The 23182-nt window shown below is 40.8% G+C and carries 22 protein-coding genes; 8 read left to right on the top strand and 14 right to left on the bottom strand.

Annotated features, from left to right (window positions below; all coding sequences use genetic code 11):
- Nucleotides 1–22: 22 nt before the first annotated feature.
- The 3 genes from paaN to ACO1XM_RS18465 form a co-directional block, all read right to left on the bottom strand.
- Nucleotides 23–1690, bottom strand: coding sequence for a phenylacetic acid degradation protein PaaN (paaN, locus tag ACO1XM_RS18475; RefSeq protein ID WP_486231755.1), 1668 nt, complete (start codon nucleotides 1688–1690; stop codon nucleotides 23–25).
- 22 nt (nucleotides 1691–1712) lie between these two features.
- A complete protein-coding gene (locus ACO1XM_RS18470; protein ID WP_486231753.1) occupies nucleotides 1713–2429 on the bottom strand; it encodes a DUF4197 domain-containing protein in 717 nt (238 codons plus the stop codon).
- Between the two features lie 167 nt (nucleotides 2430–2596).
- Complete coding sequence (locus tag ACO1XM_RS18465; protein ID WP_486231751.1) at nucleotides 2597–3859, bottom strand: alpha-hydroxy-acid oxidizing protein; 1263 nt, start codon at nucleotides 3857–3859, stop codon at nucleotides 2597–2599.
- A 361-nt stretch (nucleotides 3860–4220) separates the two neighbouring features.
- Here ACO1XM_RS18465 and ACO1XM_RS18460 point away from each other — a divergent pair, with 361 nt between their 5' ends.
- The 4 genes from ACO1XM_RS18460 to ACO1XM_RS18445 all read left to right on the top strand — a co-directional run bounded on the left by ACO1XM_RS18460 (nucleotide 4221) and on the right by ACO1XM_RS18445 (nucleotide 8237).
- Complete coding sequence (locus tag ACO1XM_RS18460; protein WP_486231749.1) at nucleotides 4221–5483, top strand: competence/damage-inducible protein A; 1263 nt, start codon at nucleotides 4221–4223, stop codon at nucleotides 5481–5483.
- Between the two features lie 142 nt (nucleotides 5484–5625).
- A complete protein-coding gene (locus ACO1XM_RS18455) occupies nucleotides 5626–6948 on the top strand; it encodes a dihydrolipoamide acetyltransferase family protein (protein ID WP_486231747.1) in 1323 nt (440 codons plus the stop codon).
- Between the two features lie 88 nt (nucleotides 6949–7036).
- Complete coding sequence (locus ACO1XM_RS18450; RefSeq protein ID WP_486231745.1) at nucleotides 7037–7651, top strand: AAA family ATPase; 615 nt, start codon at nucleotides 7037–7039, stop codon at nucleotides 7649–7651.
- Nucleotides 7652–7928: 277 nt separating this feature from the next.
- Nucleotides 7929–8237 (top strand): hypothetical protein, encoded by a 309-nt coding sequence (locus ACO1XM_RS18445; protein ID WP_486231743.1) that lies wholly within the window; start codon nucleotides 7929–7931, stop codon nucleotides 8235–8237.
- Nucleotides 8238–8361: 124 nt separating this feature from the next.
- Here ACO1XM_RS18445 and ACO1XM_RS18440 read toward each other — a convergent pair whose 3' ends face one another.
- From ACO1XM_RS18440 to ACO1XM_RS18400, 9 genes are all read right to left on the bottom strand, one after another.
- Nucleotides 8362–9117 carry a LytR/AlgR family response regulator transcription factor gene (locus tag ACO1XM_RS18440; protein WP_486231741.1) on the bottom strand — a complete coding sequence of 252 codons (756 nt, stop codon included), beginning with the start codon at nucleotides 9115–9117 and terminating at the stop codon, nucleotides 8362–8364.
- Between the two features lie 26 nt (nucleotides 9118–9143).
- A complete protein-coding gene (locus ACO1XM_RS18435; RefSeq protein ID WP_486231739.1) occupies nucleotides 9144–10160 on the bottom strand; it encodes a sensor histidine kinase in 1017 nt (338 codons plus the stop codon).
- 55 nt (nucleotides 10161–10215) lie between these two features.
- Nucleotides 10216–11373 carry an FAD-dependent monooxygenase gene (locus ACO1XM_RS18430; protein WP_486231737.1) on the bottom strand — a complete coding sequence of 386 codons (1158 nt, stop codon included), beginning with the start codon at nucleotides 11371–11373 and terminating at the stop codon, nucleotides 10216–10218.
- Nucleotides 11370–11519 (bottom strand): hypothetical protein, encoded by a 150-nt coding sequence (locus ACO1XM_RS18425; protein ID WP_486231735.1) that lies wholly within the window; start codon nucleotides 11517–11519, stop codon nucleotides 11370–11372. The genes ACO1XM_RS18430 and ACO1XM_RS18425 overlap by 4 nt, the downstream gene beginning before the upstream one ends.
- Before the next feature lie 68 nt (nucleotides 11520–11587).
- A complete protein-coding gene (locus tag ACO1XM_RS18420; protein WP_486231733.1) occupies nucleotides 11588–12262 on the bottom strand; it encodes an ABC transporter ATP-binding protein in 675 nt (224 codons plus the stop codon).
- A gap of 15 nt (nucleotides 12263–12277) precedes the next feature.
- Nucleotides 12278–13531 (bottom strand): ABC transporter permease, encoded by a 1254-nt coding sequence (locus ACO1XM_RS18415; RefSeq protein ID WP_486231731.1) that lies wholly within the window; start codon nucleotides 13529–13531, stop codon nucleotides 12278–12280.
- Entirely contained in the window at nucleotides 13532–14689 is a 1158-nt protein-coding gene (locus ACO1XM_RS18410; protein ID WP_486231729.1) for an efflux RND transporter periplasmic adaptor subunit, read from the bottom strand.
- 360 nt (nucleotides 14690–15049) lie between these two features.
- Nucleotides 15050–15688, bottom strand: coding sequence for a peroxiredoxin (locus ACO1XM_RS18405; protein ID WP_486231727.1), 639 nt, complete (start codon nucleotides 15686–15688; stop codon nucleotides 15050–15052).
- Between the two features lie 61 nt (nucleotides 15689–15749).
- Nucleotides 15750–16430 carry a Crp/Fnr family transcriptional regulator gene (locus tag ACO1XM_RS18400; protein WP_486231725.1) on the bottom strand — a complete coding sequence of 227 codons (681 nt, stop codon included), beginning with the start codon at nucleotides 16428–16430 and terminating at the stop codon, nucleotides 15750–15752.
- 50 nt (nucleotides 16431–16480) lie between these two features.
- Here ACO1XM_RS18400 and ACO1XM_RS18395 point away from each other — a divergent pair, with 50 nt between their 5' ends.
- The 4 genes from ACO1XM_RS18395 to ACO1XM_RS18380 are packed head-to-tail and all read left to right on the top strand — an operon-like array spanning nucleotide 16481 to nucleotide 18923.
- Nucleotides 16481–17284, top strand: coding sequence for an MOSC domain-containing protein (locus tag ACO1XM_RS18395; protein ID WP_486231723.1), 804 nt, complete (start codon nucleotides 16481–16483; stop codon nucleotides 17282–17284).
- Nucleotides 17281–17811, top strand: coding sequence for a CopD family protein (locus ACO1XM_RS18390; protein WP_486231721.1), 531 nt, complete (start codon nucleotides 17281–17283; stop codon nucleotides 17809–17811). Before ACO1XM_RS18395 ends, ACO1XM_RS18390 begins: the two co-directional genes overlap by 4 nt.
- Before the next feature lies 1 nt (nucleotide 17812).
- Complete coding sequence (locus ACO1XM_RS18385; protein WP_486231719.1) at nucleotides 17813–18460, top strand: SCO family protein; 648 nt, start codon at nucleotides 17813–17815, stop codon at nucleotides 18458–18460.
- A 19-nt stretch (nucleotides 18461–18479) separates the two neighbouring features.
- Complete coding sequence (locus ACO1XM_RS18380; protein WP_486231717.1) at nucleotides 18480–18923, top strand: c-type cytochrome; 444 nt, start codon at nucleotides 18480–18482, stop codon at nucleotides 18921–18923.
- On the opposite strand, the gene ACO1XM_RS18375 is transcribed toward ACO1XM_RS18380, so the two are convergent.
- Both ACO1XM_RS18375 and ACO1XM_RS18370 read right to left on the bottom strand, forming a co-directional pair.
- Entirely contained in the window at nucleotides 18904–21117 is a 2214-nt protein-coding gene (locus tag ACO1XM_RS18375; RefSeq protein ID WP_486231715.1) for a hypothetical protein, read from the bottom strand. The genes ACO1XM_RS18380 and ACO1XM_RS18375 overlap by 20 nt on opposite strands.
- Before the next feature lies 1 nt (nucleotide 21118).
- Nucleotides 21119–23182: an OmpA family protein gene (locus ACO1XM_RS18370; RefSeq protein ID WP_486231713.1), complete on the bottom strand. Its 2064-nt coding sequence runs from the start codon at nucleotides 23180–23182 to the stop codon at nucleotides 21119–21121.

Below are 23182 nucleotides of genomic sequence, written 5' to 3'. Positions count from 1 at the left end.
TTTAAAGTTGTTTTTTGTGCAATTAAGCTTTAACAGGCTCCCGATGACCTACCCAGGTAAATCGTTTATTGATAAACTCCGGGTTGGTAAAGGAGGCATTGCCTGAAGGATTGCCACCAGTAACATGGTAATCGCTAAAGGCAGCATTCTGATTCATGTAGATACCACCTGTGAGGTTGAAAGAAACAGGCGTTGCTGCCAGGGCCATCTCATCTGCAATCTTTTCTCTTACTGCGGCATCAGTGGTATAGGCACCACAAGAGATCGCACCATGCTCCATGGCCATCTCTTGCGCCAGTGCAATAGACTGATCCGTATTTTTTGTTTTAATCAATAAGGCAATAGGGCCGAAAAGCTCTTTACTGAAAATCTCCTTTTTACTTGCATCAACTTCCAGTAGGGCTGGCGTTGCAACACGTGCTGTTTTAAACATCGGGTTTTCGAAAGTGCGGGATGCCAGAATTACTTTCCCGCCTAACTTATCAGCACCGGCTACTCTTTCGCTTGTCTTTTTATTTTGTACTGCACCCAACACAAAAGGTCCGGCTTTAGGATTATCTACCAGGCCATTGATGTTATCGGCTATCTTCTTGGCAAACTCATCAAAAGAAAGTACACCGGTTGGTGTTTTAATGCCACTTTCAGGAATATAAAAATTCTGAGGTGCGGTACACATTTGTCCGCTGTAAAGCGACAAAGAGAAAGCAAGATTGGCCGCCACTTTATCAGCATCTTCTACAGAATCAAGAATTACAGAGTTTACACCTGTTTTTTCTGTAAACACTGCTTTGCCTTGTAAGGCCTCCAGGTAAGATCCAAAAACTGAGTTACCCGTAAAGTCAATCACCTTCACATCTTTGTGCTCAGCCAATTCTTTGGTGATCATCTTATCAAAAGTATCAACGCCTAACTGACAGATATTGGGATCAAGATTATTTTCAACCAATACCTTTTGTAATTCAGCAACAACAATAGCAATAGGCAAAATAGCCCCCGGATGTGGTTTTATAATTACAGGATTGCCCGTTATCAAGCTCGCGTACATACCCGGCACTGTATTCCAGGTTGGAAAAGTTGAGCAACCAATTACTACTGAAACACCTTTAGGTATAGCTCTCCATTCTTTATTTAATTGAATGTTAAACTTACCCATAGGCTTATCCCATAAAGCAGTTTTAGGGAAACGCTGCAATTCCTCATAACCAGAAGCAATCGCTTCCAAGGCACGATCGGCTGCGTGTGGCCCTGAAGCCTGAAAGGCCATCATATAACCCTGACCGGTAGTGTGCATCGTTGCATAGGCTATTTCAAAGAAGCGTGACTTCATACGCTCTAAAGATTCAATCAGAATACCGGCACGATCTTCAACACTTACTTTGCGCCATGCATGAAAAGCAGCTTTCGATTTTTCAATAAGTGTTAGTGATGAATACGCAGGGTATGTAATTTTTAATGTGTCTTGCAAGTAGGGAGACTCCTCTTGTCCAGCCCATGATTCCGGATTGCTTTGCTTCAGCTCTTCAAATTTTTTTCCAACGCTGGCTTTAAATTTTGCCTGGCCGTCTGCATCCGCTGTTTCCCCATAAATGGCTGGTGCCGGATGCTCCGGGTAAGCTGCATAGAAAGTGCGGTGGTGCAAAGCATCAATCGCTTTATTCAGAACGTCTTTGTGTTTGTTGTATAGATTCATAAAAGATATTTCTATTAGGTTTTTATTTTGCTTGTGCGAAAACACGTTTCAATAAATCGGTTGTGCGTGCTACGGGATCTTGTCTGATGTTTTTTTCTTCTTTAGCTATTTGCATGAAAAGTCCTTTCATGGCAAGGTCTGTTGCATACTCATTCAAATCCGGATTTACTTTTTCAATAAACGGAATTTTGTTGTAAGTGTTCACCAGATCGGCATAGTAACGGGCCGCACCCACTTTATCTAATGAATTTTGTATTACAGGTTTAAATTTGGCTTTTAGTTGTGTTGAAGTGCTGCGTTGCAAATAACTGGTCGCTGCATTATCCTCCCCTTTTAAAATACCCCAGGCATCTTCAATGGTCATTTGTTTAATGGCATCAACAAAAATTGGCTTAGCCTCTTTTGCGGCTTCCTCAGCGCCACGATTTAAGGTCATAATAAATCTATCGACATCATTACCTAAACCAATCTGTCTCAATTTATCTTCTACCTTTTTTACATCGGGTGGAAACGGAATTTTGATCTCCGGGTTTTTAAAATAACCATCCATTTGCGAGACACGATCAGCGCCCTTGCTAATTCCATTGATCAAGGCTTCTTTTAAACCTTGTCCGACTTCTGCGGTGGTCAGCGCCTTTTCTGTTGTGGTGGCCTTGCTTACTTCATTTAATGCCTGCGTTATTTGTGTGCTGGTGCAAGCAGATAACACCAATAAACATGCGATTATTATATATTTCATGAGTTACTAATTTTATTTAAGGTCAAGTGTCTGCTTATCCAAGCGGTATTTCAGCTCCCAGCTATTGTATAGTAAAGCTTGTTATTGATTCAATTGAAAAAATGGTTTTACAGCCATTTCATACGTTTGAATTGAAGGGCAAGTTAAGTAAGAAATGCTTAAATCGGCTAAGCATTTAGGAGTGTTGTTGTCTTAATTTCGGTTACTGATTTACAGCCACTTAGGGCCATGGTTAACTCAAAATCAGCTCTGTAGTTTAAAAGCAGTTGCCTTACTCCCTCCTCACCTGCCAATGCCAGGGCATACACATAAGGTCTGCCCAAACAAACAGCATCTGCTCCCAATGCCATAGCCTTAAAAGCATCAGCACCTCCGCGAATTCCACTATCAAGTAATACAGGAATTCTTTTTTGCACCACTTTAGCAATTGCGGGAAGCATTTCTATTGTGCTCACTCCTCCATCTACCTGACGACCACCGTGATTAGAAACAATAATGCCATCTACACCATAATCAATTGCCTTTTGTGCATCATCAGGATGTTGAATACCCTTTATAAAGATGGGAAGTTTGGTGAGGGTTTTCAAAAACTGAAGATCTTCCCAGGTAGTATAAGGATTGGTATAGGTGCTGGTAAATGTTTGCACTGCTTTTAAAGGCCTGCCTGATTTCAATTTCTTTAAAAAACCAGTACCAGGATAGTTGTTAACCATCTGTATTAGTCCCCTAATTGTTTGCAAAGTAATTTTTCGTTTAGCCTTTACTATACTCGTTTCATCCATGAGTTGTTGAAACACAGGATCTGAAGTGTATTGTGCAATTCCCTTCCCTTCTAAAAAAGGAAGGTAAGCCAGTTCAAGGTCGCGCGTACGCCAACCTAACATGGTTGTGTCCAGGGTAACCACGATGGCTTCGCATCCACATTTTTCTGCCCGTTGCACAAAGCTGGCTACCAGTTTTTTAGATTTACTCCAATACAATTGAAACCAATGTGCTGCGTTTTTCATCTCGGCCGCACAACTTTCCATAGGAAACGAAGCCTGATTAGAGAAAACATAAGGCACCCCTATTGAAGCCGCTGCCCGCGCTACAGCTAAATCGGCTTGGGCATGCACCATTTCAAGTACACCTATCGGTGAAAGCAGGAAGGGTGATGTTCTTTGTTTTCCTAAAAGTGAGATAGTAGTGTCGCGCTCACCTACATTGCGCAACATGCGTGGTAAAATAGCATAGCGCTCAAATGCTTCAATATTTCTTTTAACTGTAGACTCTACACCAGCACCCCCAGCGATATAAGCAAAGGCTTTTTTACTGATACGTTTCTGTGCTGCCTCCTCTAAGGCCTTATTGCTTATAGGAATGATTGGCCCTTGTCCATTAAATCCATTCAGGTAGATTTCTTTTTGTCTGTCTAATGCAGAGAATTGCATGCTGTAACTATTTATTTAAAAATAATAAAAAGCAATCGGTATCTGCTAAGATACTTTCAATCATCATCTTTGTAGGTATGAGAGCTAGCCCATTTTACCATTAAATGAATCAATAGCATATAGAGCTTTCTTATAAAAACTCTCACCATAAATAAACATTTTGTGGCCACGACACGATAATCGTGCGAATTAACGAATGTAGTTGTGTTTATTGTGATGATGAATTGAATATCATACAGAATGATACTAAAGTACCATAAATAAGGGTATGTCTTTTTAGAGCGATTACTCACCAAACTTATTCCCACAATAATTTTGAACAGTAAAATATTGAGATCACTTTTACATTTTGCAATATCTTATGAAGCAAGTAACAGCAGAACTCCTGACCATAGGCGATGAAATTTTGTATGGACAGATTGTGGACACCAATTCGCAATGGATGGGGGTTGAACTTGGCAACATAGGCATCAGGGTCGTAAGGAAAACCTCTGTAGGAGACATTGAATCAGAAATTTTACAGGCTTTTAAAGAAGCAGAAGAGAGAGCCGATATTATTTTGATTACGGGCGGCCTTGGTCCTACCAATGACGACCTGACTAAACCTTGTCTGGCAAAATATTTTACCTGCGACCTAGTGATGAACGAAGAAGCCTTGGCTGAAGTCACCGAGTTTTTTAAAAGTCGCGGAAGGGAACTCACTGAATTGAACAGAATGCAAGCGGCCTTGCCCAGTGCGTGCGAGAAGGTTACGAATCCCGTAGGTACAGCACCTGGTATGTGGTTCAATAAAGGCAACAAAGTTTTTGTATCTATGCCCGGTGTGCCCCACGAAATGAAAAAGATGATGGAGGAAAGAATTATACCTCGACTCAAAAAGCAATTCGATTTACCCGTCATTTACCACAAAGTGATTCGCACCATCGGACAAGGAGAATCTTTTCTGGCTGAAAAAATTAAAGATTGGGAGAACGCTTTGCCCCCGCATATCAGGTTGGCCTACTTACCCAGTTTAGGTGAAGTGAAGTTGCGATTAACCTGCTTTGGATCCTCATTAAAAGCACTGGAAGAAGAAGCTGAAAAACAAACAATAGCCCTTAAACAACTAATCGATCAATATATTTATGGATATGGCGAAGAACCTATTGAAGTTGTGATCGGCAACATGCTTAGGGAACGTAATTTGACGCTGTCCATTGCAGAAAGTTGTACTGGTGGCAAAGTGTCGCATATGATTACAAGTGTACCGGGCAGTTCAGAATATTTTCAAGGCAGCATAATCCCTTACTCTTACGACATAAAAATGTCTCAGCTAGGCGTGAAGGAAGAAACGCTGAACCAGTTTGGTGCCGTGAGTGAACAAACCATTATAGAAATGGCAACTTTGGTGCGCGAAAAATTCAAAACCAGTATAGGAGTAGCCACCAGTGGCATTGCAGGGCCCGGAGGTGCCACCCCTGAAAAACCCGTGGGTACCGTGTGGATAGCGCTTGCGAATGGAGAACGTGTGATCACCAAAAAACTTCAACTGGCCAAAGAACGCCACCTCAACATTCAGCTTTCTTCTATGGCCGTACTTAATTTAATACGACTGGGAATCAAAGAATCACCTGTAAAAGGCTAAAAAACTGAAACATAATTCGTTCATAATGGCATGTTTACCAAGAATTTTCCGTGCCTGAGCCAATTGCTTATTGAATCGATGAAAGCTGTAAAAGCATATCAAAAACTATTAACTTGCTGACCCAATTCAATCGTTTGAACCGATGGCAAATGTAGAACTGATCATGCCCAAGATGGGCGAAAGCATTATGGAAGCAACAATCTTAACCTGGTTAAAAAAGCCGGGCGATAAGATTGAACAGGACGAAAGCGTGTTGGAAGTAGCTACTGATAAGGTAGATACGGAAGTGCCTTCTACCCATGCCGGTATTTTACAGCAAATTCTGGCCAAAGAGGGCGAGGTTGTAAAAGTAGGTAGTGCCATTGCCATTATTTCAACCGGAGGAGAGGCCACACAAACGCCTGCGGCCCCGAAAGTTGAAACAGTCCCTGCGGCAACACCGGCCAAAGAAGTTGCGCCAGTAGCAAGCAATGGTAACGGTGCCCATATTGGCGATTTCAAATCTGCTTCCCGTTTCTATTCGCCCTTGGTAAAAAGCATTGCCAAAGAAGAGGGTGTAGCGGTTGCTGAATTAGAAAGTATTCCCGGTACAGGTCAGGAAGGCCGCGTTACTAAAAAAGATATTATGGCCTATATGGCCAATCGTAAACTAGGTGCGGTAGTTCAGGCTGTGGCTGCACCGGCTCCTGTTGCCAATGGCAGAACAGCAGTCAGCCCTACGCCTTCTGCTCCGTTAGTTCCTGCCAGCATCAATGCCGGTGATGAGATTATCGAAATGGATCGCATGCGCAAGATGATTGCTGAGCGTATGGTAGACAGCAAACGCATCTCTCCACATGTCACTTCATTTGTTGAAGCCGATGTAACCAGCATTGTGTACTGGAGAAATAAGTGGAAGAATGACTTCCAGAAACGTGAAGGCGATGCCTTGACCTTTACCCCTATTTTCATTGAAGCCATTGTACAGGCCATCAAAGATTATCCGATGATCAATGTACAGGTGGATGGCGATCGCATCATTAAGAAAAAAGATATTAACATCGGTGTGGCCGTTGCCTTGCCCAGCGGCAATTTGATTGTGCCTGTTATTAAAAATGCAGATCAGTACAACCTGAGTGGCTTAGCCAAAATCGTTAACGACCTGGCTAAACGTGCACGCGAAAACAAGTTGAAACCAGATGATTTAAGTGGTGGTACATTCACGGTTTCTAACGTTGGCTCTTTTGGCAATGTAATGGGTACGCCCATTATCATGCAGCCTCAGGTAGCCATTATGGCCTTGGGGGCAGTGCAGAAAAAGCCTGCTGTCGTTGAAACTCCTTATGGGGACAGCATTGCCATACGTCATAAAATGTTCCTTTCACACTCTTACGACCACCGTGTGGTAGATGGCGCTTTGGGCGGTAGTCTGGTAAGAAGAGTGGCGGATTACCTGGAGCGCTTCGATTTTAATCGCTCGATTTAAGTAAAAGTTTAAAATTTCAGATTCAAAATTGGTGTAACTTAGTCGCAAGACTTTCAATGCTGAATCTGAAATTTTAAATTTTGACTGAATGAAAATAATCTCCTTCATCAGCCGAAAAGGCGGCACCGGTAAAACAACTAATGCCATTAACCTGGCTACATCCCTACATGCAGCAGGTAAAAAGGTTATGCTGGTGGAAACCGACACGAACTATACCCTGAATACCCTACGCAAGATGGAGGCTGCCCAGGAGAGTGGCACCACTTCTTTTGATATTGTCGGATCGCAGGATAATAATGTTGCGGATGAACTTCAGTCAATAAAAGAAAAAGCACAATACGATTACATTATTGTTGACAGTGCCGGTAAGACTACCGATGAAGGCATTAAAAAACTCTGCCTGGTAAGTAATGCGGTGATCGTACCCACGAGTTTAACGCAAAATGATTTACTGGTTACCTATCAGACTGTCACCGATTTGATGCCTGCCAGAAGTATCAATACAGGTTTAAAAATATTGGTACTCCCCAATCGCATACACAGCTTCACCCGACTAAAAACCGTTCAGGAAACTCTGAGCAAAGTGAGTGCGAAGGTGCTGGAAGTTATGGTGCCTCAAAAAAATGCTTATGTTAATTTCAGTACGATGCATGCTGAGCAAGAGTATACACCAGTGATGAAAGAAATATTAAAAAACTTATAGCATATTATTCTTTCCTCGGTCTGTGTCCTCACAGACCGAAATAGTAAAGCATGATGCTGGTCTGTGAAGACACAGACCAGGGAATTGGAGTTGAGACAGACAGAGTAATAGAACTAAAATATTAAAACCAGGTGCTGGTCTGTGAGGACACAGACCGGGGAGTAGACACAGACCAGAGAAAGGAATAGGATTAAAATAATAAAATCTCGGACTGGTCTGTGAGGACACAGACCAGGGATGAGAAGACGTATTAAAAGAAAATTTAACTTACTGAAGCATGAAAAAAAATCCACTGAACGACCTGGATCAGTTTCTGAAACAAGAAGCTTCTTCTATTGTAACACCATCTTCTTTAAGCGATAAACTAAAACAAAACGAAAGCGCCTCGCCTGCACCAGTCGCTGGCAGCATCGAAGAACAATTACTGATGCTGGCTAAACAAGACACATCAAAATTCTACGACACCCTGATTAACGTAGGTGAAAAAATCGGCAACGAAAAAAGTGCCATGCTTATTAATACTGCCTTATACCTGAAACACGGTGACAACTGGAAAGAAGCGGTGAAAGCTTATTGGGAGAAGTAGCTTTTTTGAAATGTGTATGGGTTCTTGAATAATTGACAATGGTCAATAGACGATGGACATATTGACAATTGTTCATTATCAATTGTCAATTTTAATAACTTAAAATAAATAATTCAGAATCCCCTCAGGCAAGCCATTCTTTAAATGCTGTGGCTTTCTCTCGACTGATGTCAATCTCCACTCCAGGCGCACCTTTTAATTCAACAGTCAATCCTTTGTGGGTCGTCTTCACACGACCGACTGCCTGTATGTGCACAAGGTATTGGCGATTCACCCTGAAGAAAACCTTAGGATTGATCAATTGCTCAATTTCATCGAGGGTTTGATGCTCACTTATAAATTTATCGCCAGCTACAGTGTGCAGGTGAATGATCTCATTTTTATGGAAATAAGCTATTTCATTTTCATTAATGGGTACCAGTGCATTGCGCTGCAAAGCCAGAAATCTTTCTTTGTAGCGCTTAGCCGCCACATCTTGCCAGCGAGAAAGGAGTGTTTGTAATTGTTCATGCAATACTTGACTATCCTTAACAGCCTTGTATTTATGTAAGGCTGAGGCCAGCTCTTTTGCATCAATAGGTTTTAGTAAATAATCTATACTATTAATTTTAAAAGCTCGCAGTGCATACTCATCATAAGCCGTTGTAAAAATGATGGGGCAAGCTATTGAAAGCGTTTCATAGATTTCAAAGCTCACACCATCAGACAATCGAATATCCGAGAAGATAAGATCGGGCATTGCATGAGTTCCAAACCATTGTCTGGCAGCGACAACGCTTCCTAAAATCGCCACGATCTCCACCGTTGGCAAAGCCTCGCGTATTAATCGTTCAAGGTCTTTTGCCACTAAGGGTTCATCCTCCACAATTAAAATATTCATGCTTTAGGGTGGATTAATTTTATGCTCTATAACAAAGGTACTTTTACTGAAAAGCGAATATCTGTCTGCTCAATTTGTACAGGTTTATCTGACAAAAATCCATATAAGGATTGCATATTTTTCAAGCCTTGTTTATTAGATGACTCTACGTGTTTACGTAATTGTAAATTATTACTTACTACAAGGTAATCACCAGAATTGAAAATCTCAATATTCAAGGATTGGTCTTCTGAGATGATGTTGTGCTTAATGGCATTCTCAATCAGAATCTGAAGTGTTACAGGCACAATTCTGTGCTCTTTAGCTTCTTCATCTACTTCTATGGATATTGTGATCGCTTCTTTAAATCGTGTTTGCAATAAAGAAACATAATGTTGGATAAAATTCATTTCAGTGGTAAGGTTTACACTGCTCTGATCTTTATACTGCAAAACATAGCGATATACCCTGGATAGTTGTTGTACAAATTCAGATGCCAGTCGCTGATCTTCCATGATCAGCGAATTGAGGGAAGACAAAGCATTAAATAGAAAATGTGGGTTCAGCTGATTCTTTAAATTATCAAACTGCACTTGAGCCTTCTCTCTCTCCAGGCGCTCGTTTTGTATCACAGAGAATCGCCATCTTACAATAAAATGATAGGTAAAAAATCCAAGGTTAATAACGCCTGGAAACATTATATAGATTATCCAGATCGCTGCTGAAAACATTTCATCCAGCTTAAAGGGCAGAAGCGGTTCTCCAAAATAATAAACAGTTATCCTTATGAACAAGCCTAACACTACGCCAGCAAGTAATTGCACTGTTATGCGCAGTGGAATATTTCTCTCAAAGGGTAAGACCTTGTTTAAATAGCGATCAATATTTCTGATTACTTCCCATATGGCAATAACCAGCACTAAAGAAACCGCATAAATAGTAACATGGCCCCAAAAGGAAAATTGGTTAAACTTTGAAAGACGGACTAAAAAGCCAATAATGGATAGCCCGAAGATGATGCCATAGGCCAGATAGAGGTCCTTCTTTTTTTTATAGCCAAGCATTACTGCAAATTGTTCACCAAGTAATCAATAACTCATTTTTGAAATCAGTATAAAGCTAAAAAGAAATATCATTTAAAAACCTTACCTGTTTTTCAGTAACACTCTGAGGCACCATTTTCATGGCAGCATTGCGCAAAGAAATCAATACAGGGTTTTCCAATTGCGCTAATTTACCCAGGCGCCACGAATCATTTACAATTTTGGTCGTGCGTGATATTCTTCTTTTTTCAAAGTTGACAAAGGCTTTTTCAATCTGCTTTTCTTCATTCATGCAGATGGCGAGTATAGCTGCATCCTCTATGGCCATGCAGGCACCCTGCCCCATGTTGGGTGTGGTGGCATGGGCGGCATCGCCCATGAGAACAATTCTGCCAAAGGCAAATTTCTTTAAAGGCTCAAGATCAATAATGTCGGACCAGATGAGTTGTTCGTTTTTAGTCTCCTCAATAACCTGAGGAATGGGCAAATGAAAATCCTCAAACTCCTTCGCTAAATCCTGGGGTGTAAAGTTTTTTAATCGTTCATTTTTCGCACTGGCATTCATCGTTGCAAACCAATAAATCCTGTTATTGGTCAGCGGTACAATGCCAAAACGTTTACCCCTGCCCCAAGTCTCTAATGTTTCGTCTAAGTTGAGTGCCGTTTCTGATTGATCAATCACTGCGCGCCAGGCGGTGTAGCCGGCATAGCGTGGTTCGCTATTCTGTACCAACTTTTTTCTAAAGATGGAATGAATTCCGTCTGAGGCAATTACATAGTCAGCGTCTACAGAAGTACCATCTGCAAAATTTACCAGTACCCTATCGTTGTGTTGTTGAAAATCAATGGCCTGCTTGCCCAGCACTAACTTTTCTTTAGGAAGTTGTTGAAGTAACACTTCATGCAAATCCGCCCTGTGCACAGCAAAGTTATTAACAATATTAAGCTTAGCACTAATGTATTCAGCATCGGCCGCAGTAATTACACGCCCTCGATGATCTTTGATAGAAAGCTTTTTTAGAATTTTACCCGCTGCGAGTACCTCCTCCTGCAGTCCAATGGCTTTAAAAGATTGAATGGCATTTCCTGCTAAAGCCAATCCCGCACCCAGAAATTTCATTTCAGAGGCGTTCTCGTAAACGATTGCATGAATACCTTTTCTGTGCAAAGCGATGGCAAGGGTGAGCCCACCAATGCCTGCGCCTATAATGGCGATACTCTTTTGTCGATTCATGCAGCTTTTCGTCCGGCATGATGCCATCTGCGCTTGCGCTTCTCTTTACCCTCCTCTTCCAAGAATTTAGAGAAATTGTTGAGGGCATAGTTAAACTGCAAAAGATATGGATGCATGCTGTTTTTGATGTTTATGTTGTTTTCCATATGCACTAATTTCTGTTATGACACTTATACGGTCGTTTACCACTACAGTTTAGTGTACAAAATCGTTCTTAACCATGGATAATTTTTCCATCACTCATTTCCACCACCCTGTCAGAACGTTTTGCAAAGCTTTCATCGTGTGTTACGGCAATAATAGTTTGCTTATACGTATGAGTTAATTCGCTAAAAATGTCAAAAACCAGGTCACTGTTATACGTATCCAGGTTTCCAGTGGGTTCATCGCCCATAATGATATCAGGATCATTGATGAGCGCCCGGGCTATGGCCACCCTTTGTTGCTGTCCCCCTGAAAGTTTAGAGGACATCTTTCTGGCATGCTCCTGCATACCTAACATATTCAGTTTTTCAAGCGCTTTTGCTTCTACTTCTTCCTTACTTTTTGCGCCCAACTTTAAAGCAGGCAACATAACATTTTGTAATACGGTAAACTCAGGTAATAAATAATGGAACTGAAACACAAAGCCTATGTGTTTATTCCTGAATCCGGCTAAGAAATTCTGGGGCTTGTCGGTAAGTCGTGTGCCGGCTATTTCAAGTTCTCCATTGTACTGCGTATCCATGGTGGACAACACATACATGAGCGTTGACTTACCGCAACCTGATTTTCCCACCAAAGCAAGGAACTGACCTTTATCTACACTTAAATCAACCTCTTTCAGCACCTGGAACTTTTCTGGTTCATAGAAGTACTTGTTTATTTTATGCGCCTTTAAGACTGCCATGATGCAATGATTTATTTAACCTCTTAAAATTTCAATAGGGTCTACGTTGGCTGCTTTACGCGATGGGAGGTAACCCGCCAAGGCAGTAGTTACAATACCAAATACTATCCCGATCATATAGTACGTTGAGCTGAAGTTTACAGGAAGATGTTCAATGCTTAAAAAATCTCCACCATCAAAAGGTGCTCTTGAAATAAGGAGCGACAGTACAAAACCGATTAGCAAGCCTAGGAGACTGCCAAAAAAACCAATCACTAAGGATTGCACCATAAATATTTGTTTTACATCCTTGCCGGCAAAACCCATGGCTTTCAGAATGGCAATGTCTTTCATTTTGTTGTGTATTGTAATGCTGAGAATATTGTAAATACCAAAGCCTGCTACAATCAACAAGGTAATGGCTACTGAATAGGTAAGAATATTTCTGATGATGACACCCAACAACATGGTGGCGTTCGCAGTTTCCCAATCTTCAGACTTATACCCAAAAGCCTGTTGAAATTCAGGGGCTACCGCTTTTGCCTTTTTGAAGTCAAAGAGCTTAACGTTAACATCTGTTATATAACTTTTATCTTTTTCTAAAATGGTTTGCACCATACCCAGGTTGGCGTAGCTCTTCACGTTATCAACTGCACCAATACCCATTTGGAAGAGCCCTACTATTTTTAATGTTTTGGTAAAACCTTGTGGGGTGGTAATTACAACACGATCGCCAGTTCGCACACTCAATTTTGCAGCAAGCCCCGTGCCCATTAAAATACCATCCTGATTGGTGATCAAATTTTCGATTTGCCCTTCTTTCATTTTACTTTTCAAATCGAAAAGTTTGTCTTCTTCTAAAATATCTACCCCTGCAATAGTTCCATTAAGTTGAACGGGGCCATAGTTATAAAAGACTTGTGAATTCAATAAAATAGAAGCCCCTTTTACCAAAGGATGTTTACGAATTTGCTCAGCAATTTTAACAGCACCTCGTACTTTTAAAGATTCATTCTTCGGTTTCTGATGGTGTACTTTGGTAATGCCATTTGGATTTAATTGTTCCGCAATAGATTTTCTTTCAGTAGTTACATCGTGGTAGATGCGTATGTCAGGCGAGGAAGTCATGGCCAGTGATTCTGTCAAATCATTAAGACCTGTCATCATACTTACCATGGCAATGAACATACCTATACCAAAGGTCACCCCCAACATGGCAATCAAAGTCTGTTTGGGCTTGCTCACTAAATGCACCCAGGCAATCTGTACTGATAGTTTTAAGGATGTCATTTACTTTACCTTTAAAACACGACTGCTGCTATCAAGACCATTCAGTATCTCTACCTCATCCATTGTCTCTATGCCTTTGGTGATTTGTATTTTCATACGCTCACCTTCTTTTTCAATCCAGACGGAATCTCCTTGCACCAGATTTTTGGGTAATACCAAGGCATCTTTCTTTTCTCTGACAACAATATTTGCCTCCACAGCCAAGCCAGAAAAAGAGGATGGAAAAGTAGCGGGTATACTTACATCTACGCGAAGAGATTGCTGTCGTGTATCCACTAATGAATACACTTTAGAAACCACTCCCTCAAAAACCGAATCTGCAAAGGCATCTGCTTTGAATAGAACTTTTTGCCCTACTTGTAACTTGCGAATATCTTGTTCATCAACACTCAATTGTAAGTAGTAGCTGTCAGCCTTACCTATTAATGCCAGTTGCTCGCCTCTGCGCACTACCTCACCCACTTCTTTTTTTGTTGATAATAAGCGCCCGTCCATTAAGCTGCGCACAACTTGTCTGCCGCTATCATCACCAGCGATTAATAATTGTTGTCTGGCATTTTCGAAAGCCAGTGTCAGATCACTTTTAGTTTTATTAAACCGGTTTTTGGCTGCATTGTATTCATTGATTGAATTCTCATACGTAAGCTTAGCTCTATCATATTCCACACGCGTGGTTGCGTTTTGGTTCATCAGGTTTTGAAAGCGAATGAAATTGATAGAATCAAATTTCTTTTTGGTGGCCAAACTGTTTAGCGAAAAATACAATTCCGCTAAAATCGGTGAATCAGGCGCTGCATTTTTTTTTGTCAGTTCGAAATTTTGTCTCGCAATCTGGTAGCGCGCATCCGGTTGGTCGGCACTTAAAATATAAATGGCATCACCCTTTTTCAATAAGGCACCATCGCTTACTAATTTTTCCTGTACACGCCCCTCACCTTCTGCCAACACAATGTACTCATCACTTGCTTTTAAAAACCCCGATGCATACACCGCCTCCAGCAAGGGTTTGGTTTCTGGTTTTACATAGTCGTCACCCGATTGGCACGATCCCAGCAATAGCGATAATAAAATGGCAATCAGCGCCACTAAAAGACTCCATGCATTTTCTAAAAAATTGCGTGGTATTTTACTTCCGAAACGGTAAATGAGCGTTCTCACTGGCTTTAACATTGTTTTCGATACGAATGTACGCGCCTTTACCATGAGCGTTAAGGGTTAAAAAAGTGAGATGTGTTGGCAATAAATTGAAGTGTTGAAAAAACAGGTTAAGCCGAAAATGAGTCCTGAACCCTTGGGTGGTGTATGTGCCGCTTAAAGCAACTGGCCATTGATATATACTTAAATAAAAAAGCTTAAAGCTTAAATTGGTAATCCGCGCTTTATCTAAAATCCGTCTGACCGCTGTTTAATTCAGCATTCAGCGGTCTGACGGATTGGCTCTTAGAGGTTAAGCCGAAAATGAGTCATGCACCCTTTGGAGGTGCATGCTCTGCTTAAAAAACAAACTAATGAAATAAATCAGTTCAGGTTGGGCTGAGGTGTTACTCTCAGATAAGGTTTAATATGCTTAGCTCCTTTAGGGAAGCGCGCTGGTATATCTTCGTCTTTTACGGCAGCCGTTATGATTACATCTTCGCCATGCTGCCAGTTGGCGGGGGTTGCCACGCTGTAGTCTGCAGTCAGTTGCAGACTTTCTACTACACGCAGGATTTCATCAAAGTTTCTGCCGGTAGCTGCAGGATAAGTAAGCGTCAATTTTACTTTCTTATCAGGACCAATAACAAAAACAGAACGTACCGTAAACTTATCGGTCACGTTTGGGTGTACCATGCCATACAAATTCGCCACTTTAAATTCAGGGTCGGCAATTAAGGGATAGTTAACCGTTGTGTGTTGGGTTTCATTAATATCATTTATCCATTTCTTGTGAGACTCCAGTGGATCAGCACTTAATGCCAATACCTTTACGTTGCGTTTGTCGAACTGCGGTTTCAGTTTGGCTACAGCACCCAATTCTGTAGTGCACACTGGTGTAAAATCGGCAGGGTGAGAAAATAAAATCCCCCAGCTATTGCCTAACCACGCATGAAAATTGATTACACCCTCCGTTGTTTCGGCTGTGAAATCCGGGGCAATGTCTCCTAATCGTAATGACATATTATTAAATATTTAATTCCTATAGACTTAATAGACTATAAAAGTCTGCAGAAAAACCCATTTAAGCAAGTTTCTCCAGATCGCGGATCAATATTTTTTTACGGTCGAAGTAAATCAGGTTCTTTTCTTTTAACTCATTCAGAATGGTTGTTACCGTCTGGCGCGAGGTTCCGGTAAGCGCAGCAATGTCTTTATGGGTCAGTTTAGTAGGGATCATCGTCTCAAAACCTACTTTTTTACCTTTCCAGGATGCAGCATCCCGTAAAAATTCAATAATGCGGGTGCGGGCATCTTTAAAAACGAGCAACTCCAGTTTGCGTTCCATCCGCATAAGGCGTAAGCCAACCAATTTAAGTAGCCTAAAACTCAGCTCCTTATCTTCCCACATCAGCGCTTTCAGATCATCTATACTCATGGGGCAAATAGTGGTATCCCCATCCATGGCCTGTGCAAAATCTGTCCGTTTCTCTTCACCGGCCAGCGCCAGTTCACCGAATATCTCGCCTTTAGTTAAAATAGCTTTAACTACTTCTTTTCCATCATCAAGGTAGTGGCCTATTTTAACCCTTCCCTCGGCCACCATATAAATGTATTGAGACGGTTCTTCAGGTCTGTAGATAATCTGGTCGCGCTTAAAGGCACGAAACTCATGCTTCTTGTCCATGTCCTTTGTCTTATGCGGACAAAGAATATTATAAAGATTTACGCTCTCGAAATACCAAAGCGCCTGTGTGTTTGCCATCTGCAAGGTGGTTTTGCGTATGTTAGCACTAAATTTAAAAGAAAAGTTTCATGCAGGCGTTAAGGCTTACAGAAATATGGATTTACCCTATAAAATCGTTGGGGGGCATACGTTTGAAGCAGGCAAACGTTCTTGAAAAGGGACTTCAGTACGACAGGCGATGGATGCTGGTGGATGAGGCCGGAAAATTTCTTACCCAAAGGGTGCATCCGATCATGGCCTTGTTAAAAGTAAGCATTGCTGGTGATGCTATAATTATTACACACACGCAAACACAACAATCACACAGCGTACCATTACTGCCTCAGCAAGTGCAACAATCTCAGCCCGTAACCATCTGGGATGATACTGTATTGGCTTATGAAGTAAGTGTTGCCAGCAGTCAGTGGTTTACTGAACAGCTCGGCATTACTTGCAAGCTTGTGTATTTCCCTGAAGAGAATGATCGTGCTGTAGATCGTAGGTATGCCACAACGGAACATGTTAGTCTTGCCGATGGTTATCCTTTCTTGGTCATCGGACAAGCATCCTTAGATGATTTGAATAGCAGACTGGAAACGGCAGTACCCATGAACAGGTTCAGGCCCAATTTTGTTTTTACCGGTGGCAATGCTTTTGAAGAAGATCATTGGAAGGAATTCAGTATTGGCACGAATCGCTTTATGGGCGTGAAACCATGCAGCCGTTGCGTACTCATTACGGTTGATCAGGATACATCTCAAAAAAGTGATGAGCCTTTGCGAACGCTTTCTACTTATAGAAAAAGAGATAATAAAATTTACTTTGGACAAAACCTGCTCGCAATCGACCATAGCGTTGTAAGAGAAGGTGATTTGATTACATTGAACGCATGACTTTCTATTACTTAAAAGCTGTTCACATCATTTTTATCGTTACCTGGTTTGCAGGTTTGTTTTACATGCCGCGCTTGCTCATTTACATGCGAGAGGCTTTTGATAAAACAGAACCAGAGAAAAGTATTCTGCTGAAAAACTTTACCTTGATGGCATCACGCTTATGGTTTGGTATTACCTGGCCTTCCGCCATTATTACGTTGATTATGGGCACCTCCATGCTGATCAATCAACCACACTGGTTACAGTTGAGTTTTATGCACCTTAAATTGACGCTGGTTTTTCTACTTTACTTGTATCATTATTCTTTACAAATCATTTTTAATCAATTAAAAAAAGGCAACACACGTTATAGTTCCAACCAACTTCGCTTTTGGAACGAAGTAGCCACTCTTTTTCTGATCAGTATTGTTTTTCTTATCGTTCTAAAAAGTGCCCTGAGCATGGTCTGGGGACTTGCAGGGTTAATCGTTATCACTTTAATGATCGTAGCCGGTATGAGAATTTATAAAAAATACAGAAGTTAATATGTTACACCACAAGCAATTCACAAAAATCAGTTCTTTTTTATTTATTGCTGCTGTACTATTTACAGCATGCACAAAAATTTCTGAAAAGCCTTTGCCTGTATATGGTGAACGTGAAGTGATCAATGGTGATACTATCTTTCACACAATTGCAAAATTTCAATTTGTAAACCAGGATAGTGTATTTGTTAACAACGACACCTTTAAGGGTAAAATCTATATCGCAGATTTTTTCTTTACCTCTTGTCGCACCATTTGCCCGATTATGAAAACGCAAATGCTTCGCGTATACGATTCATTAAAAAATGATGATGATGTGCTCATTCTCTCACACACCATTGATCCGGAATATGATACAGTGGCTTTACTTCATGATTTTGCTGAGCGCTTGGGTGTGAGCAGCAGTAAATGGCATTTTGTAACCGGTGCTCAAGACTCTATTTACAAAATTGCACAAACCAGCTATTTCGCAACAGCTATGGAAGACAGTAGTGAACCTGATGGTTTTATACACAGTGGTGCCTTCTTACTAATTGATAAACAACAACGCATCAGAGGCAATTACGATGGCACCGTGGAAGAAAGTGTGAATCAGCTTATCAGGGATGTAAGAAAATTGCAGCGCGCATATGCCTCACAGGAAAAATAAATATCTTCTGACTTACTTAATGCTTAGACTTGCAGCTATAAGTTTTGTTGCCTGCATGGCAGGCTGTTCTCCGCCCAACACTAACAACGCAGATAACAGGTCTACAAAATTTCAGCAGTATTATATTCAGGGGGAAAAATTATACACTAGCCATTGCAGTAATTGCCATCAAAAAAGTGGAAAAGGTTTAGGAAGAGTCTATCCCCCCATCGACAGTTCTGACTTCATGATGCAAAATGTAGAAGAAGTGATTTGCCTGATCAAGCATGGCAAAGAAGGTGAACTACTTGTCAATGGCAAGTTATACAACCAACGTATGCCTGGGGTGCCATCCCTTACGCCTTTAGAAATTGCTGAAATAAGTACCTACATCTATAACACCTGGTCGAATGACCACGGACTGATTGATGTGAGACAGATCGAAATTGTATTACAAGATTGTATTACAACGAAGAAAGAATAATACGCAGCTCATAATTCACCATGGCATGTTTCAGTGTTTCTGCGTTCAAAGATTCCTTCTTGGAATTGATAAAGGTGCTTTCATAAGCCAATATGTTAAGTGATCCATCATTTACTTTAACCAATTGATCCACACAAATAGATTTATCACTCACCAGAGGCAAAATTTTCTGAACATCACCCCTGGCTGAAAGCTTAATTAAATAAGGATTAGTTTGCCCTGTTGCAATTCTTGTTCTAATCTCCTTTCCGGCATTATCTCGCAGTAAGGTAAAATTACCCGCCAAAACAAAACCATCACGAACCCGTACTACGTTTTGCAATGTACCCGCAAATGAAATATCTCTTCTCCAAACCAAATCACCCAACACATTAATGCATTGCACGGAAAGCATTTCCTCCTCTGTAAAACTTTGTATTAAAGCATTTCCTTTGAAAGTGAGTACGAAGGTGTTGGTTTCTTCTACGTACAATAGATCGCGTAAAAAGCTTACCTCCTTTAATCGCTTTTTCAGTTTCTCTTCTTTCTTTTCAGTGACATAAACAAAAGTATTAATGCTCTCTGGTCTTGTTATGTGGGTAGAGGTAACCACAAAGGCACAACCCTCTTGTGTAAGTATAGCAGATTGAATGCTGTTATTGGCATCCACAACAGCGCTATCAATAGAGAAAGAGTAGTTTTGCATCCATCCTGCCTTACCATCAGGATTAACTCTGGCAATAAATGAAACTAAATTGTTATTCTTTTTGTCAGGTTTTCCTACACCCAGTAAATAAGTACTACCATCAGGACTTATTAATTTTTTTTGGGTTACCCAGGTACTGTTATCCAAAGTACTAGGAATGCTGTCAGAGATGAATAAAGGAACGGAAGCACTACCAAATTTTAAGAGCTTTGTACTCACGGCCTCCTCTGACTTTAAAGAAGTAAGTAACCCTGACTTTAAGCTCGCCTGATAGTCAGCTATTGTTTTCTTGATTAATGCACTCTCATCTTGTGTGAATTTATCAAGACCACTCTTTCCTCCATAAAAATTATCCAAATAACGTTTATGCTTAATTACATTGTCGTTGGTAATAGTCGACTTAACATCCTGATACAAGCTGTCTGCTATTCTGTTTTGTTGAATTAAGGCACTGTACAATTCCAGTTTTTGATTCAGCAAGGTATCGCTTGCCTCCAACTTCTCTTTCAATAACCAGTCCTGTTTAAAAGCTTTGTAGCGCAGCAATGCCAATGCAAGGGAGTTTTTATCGTAGTTGTTTAATTTATAGATAAGCTCCTTATCCACTTTTACCGGAACCGCTGTGCCATTGGTCTTCAACGTGTTTAATACGTCCACTAACTTCTTCTCATTAGCAAAAAGCTGCTCCTGCATGGTAAGGATTTCGGATTTGTAGTTCGCTTTTATCTTTTCAACCCATTGCTTGTAATTCCAGAATAAGACTTTGTCCTCCAGAAAAGTCATACGGTTAATCAATCCATCCAGGCGATAGGTTTTAATCTCATTAACAATAAGTTGTTGTTTATAACCGGGCAGTGGATAGTCTTTGGTTAAGGATAGATAATTGCTAAAATAAAAAAGGGATGAATCGTAATAGCTCACCAATTCATCCATTTGCTTTTCAAAATCATCTGAATAGAACATATAAATGTCTTCTTCACTTTTATAGGTGGTACTGATCTGAGCAAACAGCTTCACCGCTTTATCGTATTGATTTACGCTTTTGGTAAAGGATCTATAAATGGCCGGAAGTTTTTGTTGAATTAATATCGCTGAATCATAACCGCGTTGCATTTTAGTTTGCACCAATACAAAAGGCGCATACAATTTTCCTTTGGCATCGAGTTGACCAAAAATCGGTGCATAATATTCGTTATCACTCTTCACCTGTTGCTCCGTAACCAATTGTTTTGATTTAATGTAGCGATTACCCGTTTCAGCCGCATGCGCCATTACACTTTCATATTGTGTAAGTGGATTTGCCTGTCTGTAGTTTCGCTCGTGCAACAAGGCTAATCTGAAATTGGCATTGGGGTGGTCCAAATCATAACCAATAAAATCCCTTAGTGCAGAGAGTTGTTCTGATGGCGACATGTCTGCCAGAGTCGGAAATAGATCTTTATACCTAACGCGTTGTGCATTAGCAACAAGACTTATTAGCAACAATACAAGTACGAGTATCTTCTTCATGTTAAATGCTGATAATCTTTAGTTCGACACGTCTGTTAATGGCCTTATTCTCATCGGAGTTATTGGGCACTTTAGGCAATTTTTCACCATAACCCTGGTTCGTGTATCGGTCTGGTGCAATTTTGTTTTGTAATAAATAGTCCGCCACACTCTGTGCCCGCTTTTTAGACAATACCAAGTTATAAACATCAGAACCAACGTCATCGGTATGCGCAGATACTTCCACACGCAGCGTAGGGTTTTCGTTGAGCAGTTTTACCACACGATTCAATTCGGTATACGACACATCAGAGAGTTGAGCAGAATTCGATTCAAAGTTGATATCTTTTAAAGTCAGCTTTGCTTCTGCTTCCAGTTTCTGGAGTTTAAACTCCAGGCCCTTGGCTCCACCTACAGCCATATCAAGTGTACCTGATTCAAAGGCGTAGCCTGCATCACTGGTAACTTCAACCTCGTAGCGATCGCCAGCCCGCAGGGAGACCATCTGATTGCCCGAAACTTCAATCACTTCATCCCGGTTTTTATTTCTCAGGATTACCTTCGATTTTACTTTTGCGTTGTTGGATATGTCTGCAACATTAATTTGCACCTCTTTCTTCTCTGGAATCAACTCCATGTATTTTTCGAAGTTTCTGTAAATCACCAAACCCTTGGTATCAAAATCAAGGATGGCACCTTTAAAATCTTTGGATGATACAATCAATTCATAAGAATAACCTATGGGAAGTTCAGTGTTTAAAATTCCAGTCGCAGGGTTATTATATGTGTCACTCAAAAAACTCGTCTCACCTTTCCGCCTGATTTTAATCTCCGCACCGATAGGCTCAAAAATCTCCTTATCATTGACATGAAGTGCCAGTTTCACGTTTTTAAATAATTCTATATCAAGACTTATTTCTTTATACTTTTTCTCAGCACGTAGGTCTAATGAATGTAGATAGCTAGAATAGCCTTCTTTCTTAAATTCAATGTTAAAACTTCTGCCTACGGGTAATACAATTGTGTACTTTCCATCCTCTTCGTTATTGCTAAGCGTAGAAACAACTTCTGATGTCAACGCATCGGTAATAACAATTTCTACACCAATACCTGCCTTGCTATCCATGTCTACCACACTACCTTGTACAATGTTGTTCATGAACTGCCTGAGTTGAAAAGGAATATCCACTGAATAAATATCCTGGTCGTTATAGGTATAAAACATTTTATCGCCCTGGGCAGAAATACATGGAAGCTGATCGCTCTGTGCCGTATTCACAAAGTTGAGAGGCACCGGCATACTCCAGGTACCCAGGTTAGTTAACTGTGATTGATATAAATCAAAGTCGCCCTTACCGCCTGGTCTGTTGGATGAAAAGATTAGGGTCTTACCATCAGCCATGATGCGGGGTGCCTTTTCACAATCCTGATTAATTGGAAAGGGTAAGCGTTCTGGTTTACCCCACGAACCATCTGTATTTCTAATGGAACGAAAAATAGAGGTGCAGAACATGTCATCCTGCTTTCTAAACTCCTTACTGGTGGGCCCAACTTTATTCTCTCTTACAAAATACAAAGTCGACCCGTCTGCACTAATGGAAGGGAAGGCTTCATAACCTTCTGTGTTAATAGGTGCACCAATAGAAACAGGCTCAGACCATCCTTCTTTCTGGCGAACAGAATAAAAAATATCATGATTACCTGTAAAGCCTACTGATCTGAAAAAATACAAAACGTTACCATCAAAACTGATGCTCGGGCCGCCAATCAAATCTGTTGAATCAACTTTCGAATTAATATCCTTCACATCAACAGCGCCACCCCAGGTTCCATCAGGCAAACGATACGATTCATAAAGTCGATATTTACTCCCTTGCACATTGGCCTCAAAAAAAATCTTCTTACCGTCAGCCGTAATGGAGGGTGCGAACTCGCGCACAGTCGGTTGACTGATAGCAGGCTTCTTAGTGTTGGCATAAACCAAAGAAGAATCTATCGGAGCTGTTGCTGGCGGATTAGCATTCTGCGCAAACAAGTAGCTGGACACTACCTGAAAAAATAAAATCAAAAGTATCCGTTTATTCAT

It is taken from the genome of Chryseotalea sp. (assembly GCF_057350905.1).
Note: the sequence above shows the minus strand (reverse complement) of the source record. Positions and strands in the feature narration are given on the sequence as shown.

What these genes read in the sequence shown, in the direction of transcription:
- paaN (WP_486231755.1), bottom strand. Translation starts at nt 1,690, where the DNA reads ATGAATCTATACAACAAACACAAAGACGTTCTGAATAAAGCGATTGAT.
- ACO1XM_RS18470 (WP_486231753.1), bottom strand. Translation starts at nt 2,429, where the DNA reads ATGAAATATATAATAATCGCATGTTTATTGGTGTTATCTGCTTGCACC.
- ACO1XM_RS18465 (WP_486231751.1), bottom strand. Translation starts at nt 3,859, where the DNA reads ATGCAATTCTCTGCATTAGACAGACAAAAAGAAATCTACCTGAATGGA.
- ACO1XM_RS18460 (WP_486231749.1), top strand. Translation starts at nt 4,221, where the DNA reads ATGAAGCAAGTAACAGCAGAACTCCTGACCATAGGCGATGAAATTTTG.
- ACO1XM_RS18455 (WP_486231747.1), top strand. Translation starts at nt 5,626, where the DNA reads ATGGCAAATGTAGAACTGATCATGCCCAAGATGGGCGAAAGCATTATG.
- ACO1XM_RS18450 (WP_486231745.1), top strand. Translation starts at nt 7,037, where the DNA reads ATGAAAATAATCTCCTTCATCAGCCGAAAAGGCGGCACCGGTAAAACA.
- ACO1XM_RS18445 (WP_486231743.1), top strand. Translation starts at nt 7,929, where the DNA reads ATGAAAAAAAATCCACTGAACGACCTGGATCAGTTTCTGAAACAAGAA.
- ACO1XM_RS18440 (WP_486231741.1), bottom strand. Translation starts at nt 9,117, where the DNA reads ATGAATATTTTAATTGTGGAGGATGAACCCTTAGTGGCAAAAGACCTT.
- ACO1XM_RS18435 (WP_486231739.1), bottom strand. Translation starts at nt 10,160, where the DNA reads ATGCTTGGCTATAAAAAAAAGAAGGACCTCTATCTGGCCTATGGCATC.
- ACO1XM_RS18430 (WP_486231737.1), bottom strand. Translation starts at nt 11,373, where the DNA reads ATGAATCGACAAAAGAGTATCGCCATTATAGGCGCAGGCATTGGTGGG.
- ACO1XM_RS18425 (WP_486231735.1), bottom strand. Translation starts at nt 11,519, where the DNA reads ATGGAAAACAACATAAACATCAAAAACAGCATGCATCCATATCTTTTG.
- ACO1XM_RS18420 (WP_486231733.1), bottom strand. Translation starts at nt 12,262, where the DNA reads ATGGCAGTCTTAAAGGCGCATAAAATAAACAAGTACTTCTATGAACCA.
- ACO1XM_RS18415 (WP_486231731.1), bottom strand. Translation starts at nt 13,531, where the DNA reads ATGACATCCTTAAAACTATCAGTACAGATTGCCTGGGTGCATTTAGTG.
- ACO1XM_RS18405 (WP_486231727.1), bottom strand. Translation starts at nt 15,688, where the DNA reads ATGTCATTACGATTAGGAGACATTGCCCCGGATTTCACAGCCGAAACA.
- ACO1XM_RS18400 (WP_486231725.1), bottom strand. Translation starts at nt 16,430, where the DNA reads ATGGCAAACACACAGGCGCTTTGGTATTTCGAGAGCGTAAATCTTTAT.
- ACO1XM_RS18395 (WP_486231723.1), top strand. Translation starts at nt 16,481, where the DNA reads ATGCAGGCGTTAAGGCTTACAGAAATATGGATTTACCCTATAAAATCG.
- ACO1XM_RS18390 (WP_486231721.1), top strand. Translation starts at nt 17,281, where the DNA reads ATGACTTTCTATTACTTAAAAGCTGTTCACATCATTTTTATCGTTACC.
- ACO1XM_RS18385 (WP_486231719.1), top strand. Translation starts at nt 17,813, where the DNA reads ATGTTACACCACAAGCAATTCACAAAAATCAGTTCTTTTTTATTTATT.
- ACO1XM_RS18380 (WP_486231717.1), top strand. Translation starts at nt 18,480, where the DNA reads ATGCTTAGACTTGCAGCTATAAGTTTTGTTGCCTGCATGGCAGGCTGT.
- ACO1XM_RS18375 (WP_486231715.1), bottom strand. Translation starts at nt 21,117, where the DNA reads ATGAAGAAGATACTCGTACTTGTATTGTTGCTAATAAGTCTTGTTGCT.
- ACO1XM_RS18370 (WP_486231713.1), bottom strand. Translation starts at nt 23,182, where the DNA reads ATGAATAAACGGATACTTTTGATTTTATTTTTTCAGGTAGTGTCCAGC.